We start from the raw sequence: 12,139 nt of genomic DNA on the forward strand, positions 1-12,139 counted from the left end.
CTGGGGGTGCACGTCAGAGCGGGACGTCAGTGAGGACTTCGACGACGTCGCTCAGTTCATCGACCGGGACGGTGCCCTGCCACTCGAAGCGTCCGATGCGGCGCACGGCGGGGTTGTCCAGTGGGAGGTCGTCCCCGTCGTAGCTGAACGTCGCCTTGTTGCCGACGACGTTGTCGACAGTGACCGTCCTGCCCGACCACGTGGCAGTCGTCTGCACCCAGAACAGGCGACTGATCGCCGACCGGTCCACGAGACGACCCCACCGGTCCCACCCGTCGTGCTCGAACCCGGGCAGCGGTTGTTCGTCGCCGAAGGCCAGAATCCGGACGGTCGGGCCGTGCAGGGCCACGGCGGGGTACGTGACGCCGTCAACCTCCGCGTAGGGCCCAGCTCTCACGGCACGACCTTCCACACACCGCCTGTGTAGACAGCGGCGATCTCCTGCGTTCCGTCGGGTCGGACGCGCCAGAGCTCCGAACCCTCGATGATCTGGATCTTGTTGGATCCGTATGCCAGCTCAGGGCTGTAAGCCGAGGACGTCCCGCTCCAGCCCGATCCCCGGAAGGGGTTGCGGTCGGGGCCGACGTTCGGCACACCGGTCGCACGGTCGACGTCGAACGCGCGAGCGGCGTCGTACGTCGAGCTCGGGTCTACGGTCCTGACCCAGTCGAACATCGCGGTCCGACGGGCCGCGTCGTTCGTGATCTGGAAGATGCTGTCGGGCATGGACGCCATCGCGCGCAAGGTGCCGTCCGGGATCCCCGCGACGACCGGCGTAGGCAGCGGCCCGGGTGCGATCCCGTCGCCGGCCATGTAACGCACCGTGAACACGGAACCACCGTCGGGGCTGAACGTGCTGCCGGGGTAGTTCAGACCGAGCTGGTGGTACAGCTGCGCCGGGGTGGCACCGTCGACATCGATGAGGCGCGACACGAACCCACCGATGGTGGGAACCTGCTGCGCGCCGGATGCCCTGGCGGCGGCAAGCTGGTCGGGCTCCATGAACCGCGCCGCGTCCCCGTCGAGGAGGCCTAGCGCCTGCTCCTGGGTGATCACCTTCTGCAGGAGGGTGTCGGCGTACACCGGCGGCATGGCCTGCCGGATGTCGACGAGCACGTCCACCTGCGCGCGCGTGAGGTCCTCGACGCGGGTCTGCAGCAGCTCGCGGAAGTGGGTGCGGTTGAGCCCGTTGTCGAGCAGGACGTCGTCGAGCACGTCCGTGAACTTGAGCTCGGGGCCGGACGGCGAACTGCCGAGGCCGGTCCCGGGCGGCGTGGGCGCCGGGGGTCCGCCGGCCGGGCTCGACGGGTCGTGCGGCGCGGCCGGGTCGACCGGGCCGGCACCGGGATCGGTCGGCGTGACGGGGTCGACGGGACCGCCTGAGCCCCCGCCGATCGGGGTCGCCGGAGCGTGGCCCCCACCCGAGGGCGGGGTGGTGGAGCCACCGGTGCCCGCACCGTCTCCGGTGGAGGGGCCGTGCGACGACCCACCCGTCGGCGCGTCCGTCCCGGGCGTGTGGATCGGACCGGCCGGCGGTGCCTGCGGGCCGGCGAGGTCGTCGGCGCCGGAGCCGGTGCCGCCGGGGGTGTCCCGGATGGGGTTGCCGTCGGGTCCGACCAGCTGGTTCGCCGGGACGGGGAACTCGACCGGCTCGTGCACGGTCGGGACCTCGACGTCGGGGTCGCGCAGCGGGGGCAACCCGTCGGCGAGGTCGTCCAGGCCGCTGGTCGGCAGGTCGAGGTTGGTGGGCATGTCGGGGATCCGCAGCGCGTCGCTGAGGCCTTCGGTGGCGCCGCGCATCCCGGTGAGCAGGTCTCCGAGCTTGGGCAGCGCAAGCTGACCACCCTTGAACACCAGGGAGATCGGGTCGAGGAAGTCCACGATCTTGGCGCCCTTGGACAGCAGCGCGGCTGCCCGGGAGGTCGTACCCGCGGCAGACGCGGCCGCCTTCGTCCCGGAGACCGCCGCACCGGCGGGCACCACGATGGTCAAGATGTTGAACCCGGCACCACCCAGGGCGCGTGCGGGGTCCTCCGACCACATGTCGTACGCGATCAGGCCCTTGCCGAGCGCGAGCCACGAGTCGCCCGCATTGCCCCAGGACCACTCGCCGTCCGCGTACCCGATCAGGCCGCCCATCGCGGTCCACGACTCGGTGAAGTTGTCCCAGGACCACGACCAGTCCTTGACGCCGACCAGGGCGCCCAGGCCCACCACGGTGCCCCACAGGCCGTCGACGACCACGCCGTCCCAGACGAACCGCTTGACGCCGACGGCGGCGGACTTGGGGCAGTGGTCCTTGCGCTCGACCGACGAGCCCCAGGCCATGGGGGCGTCGGCGGGGATCGCCGAGACGCCGTAGCCCAGCGGGTCGTCCGCGCTGGTGGCGGCGTGCCAGGGGGCGGCGCAGTACAGGGCGCGGATGCCGTTGGCGCAGGTGCGCTCGGCGTCCCAGAGCTTGATCTGCGCGGAGTTGACCCGGTTGACCAGGTCGGTGTTCTCGTCGACGAGGTCCTGGTCGTACTCCCACTCCGAGTTCGAGGCGATCTTGTCCCGGAACGCGTACGCGTCGCGGCGCACCGCGTCCAGGGATGCCTTGATCGGGCGGATCTCCTCCGCATAGGCCTTGAGCACGGTCGCGACCTGCTGCACCGCATCACCGAAGTCGCGCGCCTGGGTCTCGACCGGATCCATCACGGTGAACAGCTGCCCCGACTCGGGCGCCTCGTAGTACGTCCCGAGGCCGCGCCACTTTCCGACGACGTCCGCGCCCGCGTCGCGGACGGAGCCGCCACCCGTGCTCAGCGAGTCCGCGGCGGCGATCACGCCGTCAGGGTCGAGGTCCGCACCCGGGATCGCGTACGGCTGGATGCCGCCGCCCGCGTAGCACACGTCCGCGCTCATGAGCCCGGCACCGGGGGGACGGTGAACGTGGACACACCCGTGCCGGCGACGGTCTGGGCGGCCGCCTGCTGCTCCGCGGCCATCGTCTCGTCGCCCGTGCGGTACCAGCGGGTGGCCGCAGCCGCGCCGCCGACGGACGCGTTGATGCGGTTGCCGATGGACGTCAGCGTGGGCTTGTAGAACTCGAAGAACCCCGCGATGGCGTCGGCGATGATCGGCGAGTTCGCCGACCCTGCCACCACCGTCTCGGCGTGCGGGGGAAGGTTCTCCACCGCCGTGCCGAGCAACTCAGCAGCCGTCCCCACCTTGGTGAGGACGGACTGCACCCCCTCCGGCTCGATGCGCCATCCCGTCATCGGGTCAGCCGATCGCGTCGACGGCGGCCTTGGCCTTCTTGAGGGTGTCCTGCGCCGTCGTGTCGTTCTTCTCCAGCGCGCCGCGGAGCGTGCGGATGATCGTGCGCACCTCGCCGGCGACCCGGTTCCACCGAGCCTCCTTGGCGGCGTAGTCCTCGGAGACGCCGTCGGCCGTGTAGTCGGCCATCGCGCTCTTGACGTCGCGGTCACGGGCGTCGATGAGGGACTCGAGGCGCGAGGCGACCGCGTTGAAGTTCTCCTGCGCGGTCTGCGAGGCGGCGAGCTCGTAGTCGCGGCGGTCGATGCTGTTGCCGGTGCTCATGGTCGTCCCCCTCAGGCCTTGGTGGAACCGAAGCGTGCAGCGTCGAACGCCGTGCCGCCCTCGGTCGATCGGGTCTCGTCCGCCATCTGCTGGTCGCCCTCGCCGAACGAGCGGTCCATGCCGGCGATGCCGCCGAGCACGCCGGCCAGCGCGGCGTTGAGGTCTGCCGAGATGCGGTCCGTCTCGCCCTTGAACTTGTCGAAGGCGGCGCGACCGGCACCGTTGAACTTGCCGTGGAGAGGCTCAGCGGCGGCCGAGAGCTGCTTGACCAGTGCTCCGAGGTCCTCGCTGGACGTCGAGGTCTTCTTGGTCAGCGTCGAGAGGACGTCTGAACCCATCGCAAACTTCATGTCGGCCCCCAAAGTCGCCGTCAGATCCGTCATCGCACCGCCCGGCTCGGCGGCAAGTCAGCATCGTGCCAGGAATGCCCGTCTCGTGCAGCGTGTGTCCACACCCGGAAAAGGTTGCCCAGGGGGACATCGGACGGGCGGAATCGCGCTCTGACGACGGACTATGCCCGATCACGCCCCCCGAGAACCAGTTGCCCCGATTCACTCGTCCGGGGTCATGCCGCGCGGACGACGACCGTCCGCGCGGTCTTGTCGGCGAACGTCTGGCGGCGCCGGTCCCACAGCGGCCAGAGGAACCCGACCAGCAGCGGGAGATCGAGCAGGTGGGCGATGTCCCTGTTCAGGGCCGGTCCGGCGCCGATCGGCTGGCCCGTCGCAGCCGAGACCAGCCGGGTCCCCGTCAGGGAGCGGCCGAGCGACTGCCCCGAGCGGCCCTGCTGGCCTCCGCGGTTCCAGATCCACACGACCGGGATGAGGACCGCGCCGGCGACGACGACGACTCCGCCGACGGTCGGGGGCTCGGCGGTGCCGTCGGGATCGGTCAGGAGTGTGAGCGCGACGCCGAGCAGGTACACGGCGAACGTGACCAGCACGTCCACCACGGCACCGGCCGCACGCTGCCACCAGGGCGCGTAGCGGGGCGGGGCAGGGACGGGTTCCGCCGCGGGCGGGGCGCCCCACGAGAGGTCGGGCCCGACCACGGGAGAGGGGGAGTCGTCGGTCACGCGGGCATTCCTACCATCTCCTCAGCCGAGCAGCCGGTCCAGCAGGAGCAGCGCCTCGTCGACCGACGACACCTGCGCGGAACCTTCCGCGGGCGCCGGCATGCGCCAGCCGTTGATGGCCACCACCGGTACGCCCGTCCGTACGGCCAACGCCACCTCGCTCAGCGTGCCCCAGGACCCTCCGACGCTCACGACGACGTCGCTCGACCGCACCAGGAGCGCGTTGCGCAGCTCGCCGAGCCCGGTGGGGATCGCGACGGTGACATCGGGGTTGGCCTCTGCCCGGTCGGTCCCCGGGAGCAGGCCGACCACGGTCCCGCCGGCTGCCGCAGCTCCGCGCGAGACCGCCGCCATCACCCCGCCGAGCCCGCCGCAGACGACGACGTGCCCACGCTCGGCGAGAGCCCGCCCGAGCTCCTCAGCGGCGGTGCGCTCGTCGGACGACGCGTCCGACGGTCCGACGACCCCCACGTAAGCCATGTGCCGCTCCTCGAGCTCGGTGCTTCCAGTCGAGATCGGTGGGTAGAGCTACCGAGTTCTGCAGCAACCACCGAGCTCGGGGTGCTGCGGGGTCAGAACCGGTCCGGGTCCCCGGCGCCCACGCGGACCACCTCCGGGGTGCCCTCCGTCCAGTCGACCACCGTCGTCGGCTCCGTGCCGCAGTCGCCGGCGTCGACCACCGCGTCGAGCACCAGGTCCAGCTCCTCCTTGATCTGCCAGCCCTCGACCATCGGCCACTCGTGGCCGGGCATCAGGAGGGTGCTGGACAGGAGGGGTTCGCCGAGCTCGCGCAGGATCGCCTGGGCCACCGGGTGGTTCGGGATGCGGACGCCGACCGACCGCTTCTTCGCGTGCGCCAGCCGCCGGGGCACCTCGGGGGTGGCCAGCAGGATGAACGTGTACGGGCCGGGGGTCGCCGCCTTGATGGCGCGGAAGGCGCTGTTGTCCAGGTGCACCAGCTGGCCCAGCTGCGCGAAGTCGGCGCAGACCAGCGTGAAGTGGTGGCGGTCGTCGAGGTGCCGGATCTTGCGGATGCGGTCGGCGCCGTCGTGGTTGTCGATGCGGGAGCCCAGCGCGTAGCAGGAGTCCGTCGGGTACGCGATCACCGCGTCGTGGCGCAGCAGGTCCACCACCTGCGCGATCGACCGCGGCTGGGGGTTCTCGGGGTGGACGTCGAAGTACCGGGCCATGGTGTCGAGGCTACGGCTTGTGGGGTGCGACGCCCCGGACCTGGTCGGCGGCGAACCGCAGGTGCGAGGCGGCCAGCTTGGCGCGCGCCGCCTCACCCAGGTCGACGCCGAGCACGTCCGCCAGGCACACCAGGTAGACGAGGACGTCGGCCATCTCCTCGGCGACGCGCGCATGACGGTCGGGTGCGGAGAACTGCGCGACCGCGTCGTCCGCGGGCACCCACTGGAACAGCTCCGCCAGCTCCCCGACCTCCCCGACGAGCGCCAGGATCACGGACTTGGGGTCGTGGAACTGCTGCCAGTCGCGCTCGGTGCTGAACTCCCGCACGAGGCGGGCCAGCTCAGCGAGCTCGGTCACGCGGGGACCAGGTGGTCCGGGCAGACCTCGAACCGGTCGGGCGCGATGGTCAGCTCCGCGCGGCCCCCGGTGAGCGAGCGCAGGTCCAGCACGTACCGACCCAGCTCGGCCTCCGGCACCGAGGCGTCGATGCGCACCAGCCCGTCGTCGAGGGACGTCGTCGCGTTGATGTGCCCCCGGCGCGCGCTCAGGTCGCTCATCACGTCGCCCTGCGCGGCGATCGGCACCGTGACGGACACGTGGCTGATCGGCTCCAGGACGGTCGTCCCCGCGGAGTGCAGGGCCTCGCGCACCCCGTTGCCCGCGGCGGTGCGGAACGCCATGTCCGAGGAGTCGACCGAGTGCGACTTGCCGTCGTAGACCTCAACGCGCAGGTCCACCACGGGGTACCCGTGCGGGCCGCCCGAGGCCATCGCCTCGACGACGCCCTTGTGCACCGCCTGGACGTAGGTGCGGGGGATCGCACCGCCGACGATGGCGTCGACGAACTCGAACCCGGACCCGTGCGGCAGCGGCGACACCCGCAGCTGCACCACCGCGAACTGCCCGTGCCCGCCGGACTGCTTCTTGACCTTGCCCTCCGCCTCGACCGGCCGACGGATCGTCTCCCGGTACCCGACCGGCACCGGCGAGGTGCTCACGTGCACCCCGAACACGCGCGCGAGCCGTTCCAGCGCGACCGCCAGGTGCGTGTCACCGAGCCCGCGCAGCACCGTGCTGTCGCCGGAGCGGTCGATGCTCAGGGTCGGGTCCTCGGCGGTCAGGCGGGACAGCGCGGCGGAGAGGCGGTCGTCGTCGGACTGGGTCACGGGTTCGAGCGCGAGGGCGTAGACGGTGTCCCGGGCACGGGGAGGCCGGGCGGTCATCGACGCGCCCGGCCCGGTGCGTTCCGCCAGCAGGCTCCCCGACGGGGTCCCGGTGAGCTTGGCGACGGCGCCGATCTGCCCCGCGGGGACGGCGTCGACCGGGAGGTGCTCCTTGCCGCGCAGCCGGAACAGTCCGGGGATGCGCTCCTCCGTCCGGGTCGCGGTGTTGAGCAGCCGGTCGCCGTTGCGGACCGTGCCGGACAGCACCCTGAACATGGTCACCTGGCCGACGAAGGGGTCCGCCAGCGTCCGGAACGCGTACAGCAGCGTCGGCCCCGCCGGGTCGGCGGCGACCTCGACCTCGGTCTTCCCGGCCTGCACGCGGGCGGTCCGGTCCGCCGGCGACGGCCCGAGCTCGCACAGCAGGTCCGCGAGCCGGTCCACGCCCACCCCGGTCACGCCGGACGCCAGCAGCACGGGGAACGCCTCGCAGGCCCGGACCTCCTGCGCGAGGGTGCTCTCCAGCTCGGCCGTGCTGGGCACCTCGCCCGACAGGTAGCGCTCCAGCTGGTCGTCGTCGTGCGCGACGATCTCCTCGGTCACCTCGTCGTGCAGGCGGTGCTCCTCGTCGGCGAGCCCGGCCGGCAGGGCCTCGGTGTGGTGGTGGCCGTCCCGGTCGTAGGCCAGGCCCTGCTCGCTGAGCACGTCGGCGACGCCCGTGAACGACGTCTCCTCGCCCAGCGGCAGCTCGAGCGGGACCAGCCCGTCGCCGAACGCCGTGCGCAGGTCCGCCAGCACGTGCCGGAAGTCGGCCCGGGCCTTGTCCTCCTTGGTGACGACGACCATCCGCGGCACCCCGGCCTCGGCCGCGAGCCGCCACGCGGCGTGCGTGCCCGCCTGCACCCCGTCGACCGCGCTGACCACGATCAGTGCGAGGTCCGCGGCCGCCAGCGCGGCGTCGACCGCGCCCGCGAAGTCCGCCGAGCCGGGCGCGTCCAGCAGCGTCACGTCGTAGGCGTTGCCGTCCGTCGCGGTCCACGGAAAGGGGGCGACGCCGAGGCCCAGGGAGATCCCGCGCGCGATCTCCTCCGGCTCGTGGTCGGTCACCGTCGAGCCGTCCTCGACGCGGCCCGCTCGGGTGAGCACCCCGGCCCGGTGCAGCAACGACTCCGTGAGAGTCGTCTTGCCGGACCCGGCGGCGCCCAGGAGCGCCACCGTCCGGATCCGCGGCGTCGATGCCTGGTCCATGGCTCACTCCTGGTTCGAGGTTGCTCCTGAGCCACCCTAGGACGCGACGAGCCCGGGACGCGAGGCGCGTCCCGGGCTCGTACTCCGTTCGGTCGGTCAGACGGCCCCGAGGATGTCGACGACGAAGATCAGCGTCGATCCGGCGGGGATCGTCTCGCTGGCCTGGTCGCCGTAACCGAGGTCCGGCGGGATGACCAGGAGCACCTGGCTGCCGACCGTCTGGCCGGTCAGACCCTGCGTCCAGCCGGCGATGACGCCGTTCAGTGCGAACGTCGCGGGCTCGCCCGAGTCCCAGGACGAGTCGAACTGCGTGCCGTCCCAGAGCCAGCCGGTGTAGTTCACGGTCAGGGTCTGGTCCGCGGTCACCTCGGCGCCGGTGCCCTTGATCAGCGGCTGCACGACGAGCGTCGTGGGGGCCGGGTCGGCGATCGGCGTGATCGACGGCTTGCCGTCGGCGTCGAGCGTGACGGTCGGCAGGCCGGCGGGAGGAGTCACGGCCTCGCCCTCGGCGCGCTCGAGGGCCGGCACGGTGTCGTTGGCCTCGACGACCTCGCCGACGACGACGTTGGTGCCCTCGCCGTCCGGGACGGCGAACAGGATGCGGACGCCGACCTTCTGGCCGACGAGCGCGTCGTGCAGGTCGGGGAGCAGCTGGTCGTCGGCGACGATCTTCTCGGGCGGGCTGTCGGCCGCGTAGGTGTCACCGAGCTCGGTGCCGTCCGTGCCGCTGACCGCGGCCGTCTCGATCGAGAGGGTCTGGCCCTCGGTGATCTCGTCGCCCGTGCCCTCGTCGACCACGCGGACCACGAGAGCGCTGACCGTGAACGGCGTCGTCGGGAGCGTGATGGTGGGCTTGCTGCCGGGCTCGCCCTCGACCTTGACCTTGGCCAGTGCGGCCACGTCGGCGGGGTCGGCGGTCGACGTCGACGTCGCGGAGGGCGTCGGGTCGTCGGCCGAGTCGCCGGCGCAGGCGGCCAGCGAGAGGCCGAGGGTCAGGGCGAGAGCTGCGGCGGCAAGGCCGCGGCGGGCGGTGGTCGTGCGGCGCACGAGGGTCCTCCGTCGGTTCGGGTCCCGCCCGGGGAGGCGGCGGACCTCGGCACGGTACGCGAGATTGCTGGGAGCCCGCTGAGCGGCCCGGTGGCTGGGCGGCGCGAATCGCTTCAGAGCAGCCGCCGGTCGCCCTCCCGGACCACGCGCAGCCAGCGGTACCCGTAGCCGTCGAGCTCCACCTCGGTGGCCCCGCGGGCGTCGATCGTGCACGAGCCGTCCTGGAGCAGGTCGACCAGCCGGACCGTGTCGTCGTAGTCGGCGAACCGCAGCGGGACCATCGCCGGCTCGGCACCCAGGTTGTGCAGTGCGACCAGCGAGCCGTCGTCCCAGGTGCTGCGGTGCGCGAGCACGGACGCGTGCGGCTGGTCGAGGATCTCCGCCCGCGTCGTCCAGCCGAGCTCGGGGCACTCTCGGTAGCGCCGGATGAGCAGCTGGACGAAGCTCAGCAGGGAGTCGGGGTCGCGGCGCTGGTCGGCGACGTTGACGTGCTCCGGGGAGAACCCGCCCTCGGTCACCGGGCCGGACAGCTTGCGCTTCGGGGCGCGCGAGAAGCCGCCGTTCACGCCCGAGGTCCACTGCATCGGCGTGCGGACGGCCAGCCGGCCCTCGGCGGCCAGGTTCTCGCCCATGCCGATCTCCTCGCCGTAGAACAGCACCGGGGTGCCGGGCAGCGAGAAGAGCAGGGAGTAGACCATCCGGATGCGCCGCGGGTCGCCGCCGAGCATCGTCGGGAGGCGCCTCCTGAGTCCCCGCCCGTACAGCTGCATGTCGGGGTCCGGGCCGAAGGCGGCGAACACCTCCTGCTTCTCGTCCTCCGACAGCTTGTCCAGCGTGAGCTCGTCGTGGTTGCGGACGAAGGTGGCCCACTGGGCGTCGTGCGGGATCTCCGGCCGGTCGTCCAGGGCCTTCGCGATGGGCCGCGCGTCCTCCCGGGCCAGGGCCAGGTACAGGTTCTGCATCCCGATGAAGTCGAACTGGAGCGTGAGCTCGTCGCTGTCCGCCGCGCCTCCGCCGAAGTACTGCCTCTGCTCCTCGTAGGGCAGGTTCACCTCGCCCATGAGGATCGCGTCGCCCACCCGGCGCGTGAGGAACGAACGCAGCTCCTTGAGGAAGTCGTGCTTGTCCTCCACCGTGTCGCCCGGGGTCTTCGCGGCGTCGGCCAGGAAGAACGGCACGGCGTCGACGCGGAACCCGCTCAGCCCGAGCTCCGCCCAGTAGCCGATCACCTTGGCGATCGCGTCCCTGACCTGCGGGTTCGCCGTGTTGAGGTCCGGCTGCTGGTGGTAGAACGTGTGCCGGTACCACTCGCCCGTGGCGTCGTCCTTGGTCCAGATGCCCGCCTCCTTGTCGGGGAAGACGACCTTGTCCTTGGTGGACGGCGGCTTGTCCGAGCGCCACACGTAGAAGTCGCGGTAGGGGCTGTCCTTGCTCTTGCGCGCGCTCTGGAACCACGGGTGCTTCTCGGAGGTGTGGTTGACGACGAGGTCGACGATCACCCGGATCCCGCGGTCCTTGGCCGTCCGGACGACCTCGACCAGGTCACCGGAGTGCCCGAGGCGCGGGTCGACCCCGTAGAAGTCGGAGATGTCGTAGCCGTCGTCGAAGTCGGCCGTCGGGTAGAAGGGCATGAGCCACAGGCACGTGACGCCCAGGTCGGCCAGGTGGTCGATGCGCTGGACCAGGCCGGGCAGGTCGCCGACGCCGTCGTCGTTCCAGTCCATGAACGTCTCGACGTCCAGGCAGTAGATGACGGCGTTCTTCCACCAGAGGTCGCCGGTGTCGTGGATCCTCATGCGGTCACCTGCTTCAGCTGGGGGAGGAGGTGCTCGGCGGCCATGTCGACGAACGCGTCGAGGGTCGCGCTGCGCGGGGTGCTCGTGGGGGCGGCGTCGTCGTGCTTCTCGTCGCTCGGTGCGGGGTCCGTCGCCACCTGGTGCAGGTAGACCGCGTCGAAGCCGATGGCCACGAGCTCGCTCACCCGGTCGGCCAGGCGTGCCGGGTCGTGGTCGACCAGCACGCTGCGACGCAGGGCCTCGTCGCCGACATGGGTCCCGAGGGAGTCGAACGCCTCGGGGGTGTCCAGGTCCCACGCCACCGGCGGGCCGAACACCTGGCCGGCCATCTGGTCCCGGGCCACGGCCAGGGCGGTCTCCGCGGACGGTGCCCACGACACGTGCACCTGCAGGGTCAGGGCGCCGCGCCCACCGGCGTCGCGGTACTCCTGCACCACCTGCTTGAGGACCTCCGGCGACTGGTTCACTGTGACCAGCCCGTCGGCCCACCCGGCGTGCGCGCGCGCCGTCGCGGGCGTCACCGCGGGACCGATGAGCAGCGGCTTCTCGTCGGGAAGCGTCCACAGCTTGGCCCGGTCCACCGTGACCAGCCCGTCGTGCGTGACCTCCTCGCCGTCCAGCAGCGCGCGGATGATCTCGACGCACTCCCGCAGCCGCGCGTCCCGCTCCGCCTTGGCCGGCCAGCGCCCGCCGGTGATGTGCTCGTTGACGTTCTCGCCCGAGCCCAGCGCCACCCAGAACCGTCCGGGGAACATCGCCGCGAGCGTCGCCGCGGCCTGCGCGATGATCGCCGGGTGGTACCGCTGGCCCGGCGCGTTCACGACGCCCAGCGGCAGCCCGGTCGTCGCCAACGCGGCGCCGAGCCATGTCCAGGCGAACCCGGAGTGCCCCTGCCGGACCGACCAGGGGGCCCAGTGGTCCGAGCACATGGCGGCGTCGAACCCCGCCTGCTCCGCGCGCTGGGTGGCCGCCAGGAGCGCGGCGGGATGGACCTGCTCGTGCGAGTTGTGGAAGCCGACGATGGTCATGGGGTTCGG

Annotated in this window: 13 protein-coding genes; all 13 read right to left on the reverse strand. The window is 72.1% G+C overall.

Going from position 1 to position 12,139, the window contains the following annotated elements; genetic code table 11:
• Positions 1-13: 13 nt before the first annotated feature.
• The 13 genes from AC1DXT_RS02145 to AC1DXT_RS02205 all read right to left on the reverse strand — a co-directional run bounded on the left by AC1DXT_RS02145 (position 14) and on the right by AC1DXT_RS02205 (position 12,130).
• The gene (locus AC1DXT_RS02145; protein WP_477059732.1) at positions 14-397 is read right to left on the reverse strand and encodes a hypothetical protein; all 384 of its coding nucleotides are present in this window, start codon (positions 395-397) and stop codon (positions 14-16) included.
• The gene (locus AC1DXT_RS02150) at positions 394-2,904 is read right to left on the reverse strand and encodes a hypothetical protein (protein WP_477059733.1); all 2,511 of its coding nucleotides are present in this window, start codon (positions 2,902-2,904) and stop codon (positions 394-396) included. Before AC1DXT_RS02150 ends, AC1DXT_RS02145 begins: the two co-directional genes overlap by 4 nt.
• Positions 2,901-3,260 (reverse strand): DUF6507 family protein, encoded by a 360-nt coding sequence (locus AC1DXT_RS02155; RefSeq protein WP_477059734.1) that lies wholly within the window; start codon positions 3,258-3,260, stop codon positions 2,901-2,903. Before AC1DXT_RS02155 ends, AC1DXT_RS02150 begins: the two co-directional genes overlap by 4 nt.
• A 4-nt stretch (positions 3,261-3,264) precedes the next feature.
• Positions 3,265-3,582 (reverse strand): pore-forming ESAT-6 family protein, encoded by a 318-nt coding sequence (locus AC1DXT_RS02160; protein WP_056085931.1) that lies wholly within the window; start codon positions 3,580-3,582, stop codon positions 3,265-3,267.
• Positions 3,583-3,593: 11 nt separating this feature from the next.
• Positions 3,594-3,920, reverse strand: a complete 327-nt coding sequence (locus AC1DXT_RS02165) for a hypothetical protein (RefSeq protein WP_421742472.1) — start codon at positions 3,918-3,920, stop codon at positions 3,594-3,596.
• 227 nt (positions 3,921-4,147) lie between these two features.
• Positions 4,148-4,657, reverse strand: a complete 510-nt coding sequence (locus AC1DXT_RS02170; protein WP_477059735.1) for an RDD family protein — start codon at positions 4,655-4,657, stop codon at positions 4,148-4,150.
• A 21-nt stretch (positions 4,658-4,678) separates the two neighbouring features.
• Complete coding sequence (locus tag AC1DXT_RS02175) at positions 4,679-5,173, reverse strand: TIGR00725 family protein (protein ID WP_477060794.1); 495 nt, start codon at positions 5,171-5,173, stop codon at positions 4,679-4,681.
• A gap of 56 nt (positions 5,174-5,229) precedes the next feature.
• Positions 5,230-5,847 carry an L-threonylcarbamoyladenylate synthase gene (locus AC1DXT_RS02180; protein WP_477059736.1) on the reverse strand — a complete coding sequence of 206 codons (618 nt, stop codon included), beginning with the start codon at positions 5,845-5,847 and terminating at the stop codon, positions 5,230-5,232.
• A 10-nt stretch (positions 5,848-5,857) separates the two neighbouring features.
• The gene (locus AC1DXT_RS02185; protein ID WP_477059737.1) at positions 5,858-6,205 is read right to left on the reverse strand and encodes a nucleotide pyrophosphohydrolase; all 348 of its coding nucleotides are present in this window, start codon (positions 6,203-6,205) and stop codon (positions 5,858-5,860) included.
• The gene (locus AC1DXT_RS02190) at positions 6,202-8,259 is read right to left on the reverse strand and encodes an elongation factor G (RefSeq protein ID WP_477059738.1); all 2,058 of its coding nucleotides are present in this window, start codon (positions 8,257-8,259) and stop codon (positions 6,202-6,204) included. Before AC1DXT_RS02190 ends, AC1DXT_RS02185 begins: the two co-directional genes overlap by 4 nt.
• 96 nt (positions 8,260-8,355) lie before the next feature.
• Positions 8,356-9,306, reverse strand: a complete 951-nt coding sequence (locus AC1DXT_RS02195; RefSeq protein WP_477059739.1) for an FKBP-type peptidyl-prolyl cis-trans isomerase — start codon at positions 9,304-9,306, stop codon at positions 8,356-8,358.
• A gap of 113 nt (positions 9,307-9,419) precedes the next feature.
• A complete protein-coding gene (locus AC1DXT_RS02200) occupies positions 9,420-11,102 on the reverse strand; it encodes an alpha-amylase family protein (protein ID WP_477059740.1) in 1,683 nt (560 codons plus the stop codon).
• The gene (locus AC1DXT_RS02205) at positions 11,099-12,130 is read right to left on the reverse strand and encodes a TIGR03885 family FMN-dependent LLM class oxidoreductase (RefSeq protein WP_477059741.1); all 1,032 of its coding nucleotides are present in this window, start codon (positions 12,128-12,130) and stop codon (positions 11,099-11,101) included. The genes AC1DXT_RS02200 and AC1DXT_RS02205 overlap by 4 nt, the downstream gene beginning before the upstream one ends.
• Between the last annotated feature and the right edge of the window lie 9 nt (positions 12,131-12,139).

This window comes from Cellulomonas sp. P1_G12_2, from assembly GCF_056405535.1.

What these genes read in the sequence shown, in the direction of transcription:
- AC1DXT_RS02205 (WP_477059741.1), bottom strand. Translation starts at nt 12,130, where the DNA reads ATGACCATCGTCGGCTTCCACAACTCGCACGAGCAGGTCCATCCCGCC.
- AC1DXT_RS02160 (WP_056085931.1), bottom strand. Translation starts at nt 3,582, where the DNA reads ATGAGCACCGGCAACAGCATCGACCGCCGCGACTACGAGCTCGCCGCC.
- AC1DXT_RS02200 (WP_477059740.1), bottom strand. Translation starts at nt 11,102, where the DNA reads ATGAGGATCCACGACACCGGCGACCTCTGGTGGAAGAACGCCGTCATC.
- AC1DXT_RS02150 (WP_477059733.1), bottom strand. Translation starts at nt 2,904, where the DNA reads ATGAGCGCGGACGTGTGCTACGCGGGCGGCGGCATCCAGCCGTACGCG.
- AC1DXT_RS02165 (WP_421742472.1), bottom strand. Translation starts at nt 3,920, where the DNA reads ATGGGTTCAGACGTCCTCTCGACGCTGACCAAGAAGACCTCGACGTCC.
- AC1DXT_RS02155 (WP_477059734.1), bottom strand. Translation starts at nt 3,260, where the DNA reads ATGACGGGATGGCGCATCGAGCCGGAGGGGGTGCAGTCCGTCCTCACC.
- AC1DXT_RS02180 (WP_477059736.1), bottom strand. Translation starts at nt 5,847, where the DNA reads ATGGCCCGGTACTTCGACGTCCACCCCGAGAACCCCCAGCCGCGGTCG.
- AC1DXT_RS02190 (WP_477059738.1), bottom strand. Translation starts at nt 8,259, where the DNA reads ATGGACCAGGCATCGACGCCGCGGATCCGGACGGTGGCGCTCCTGGGC.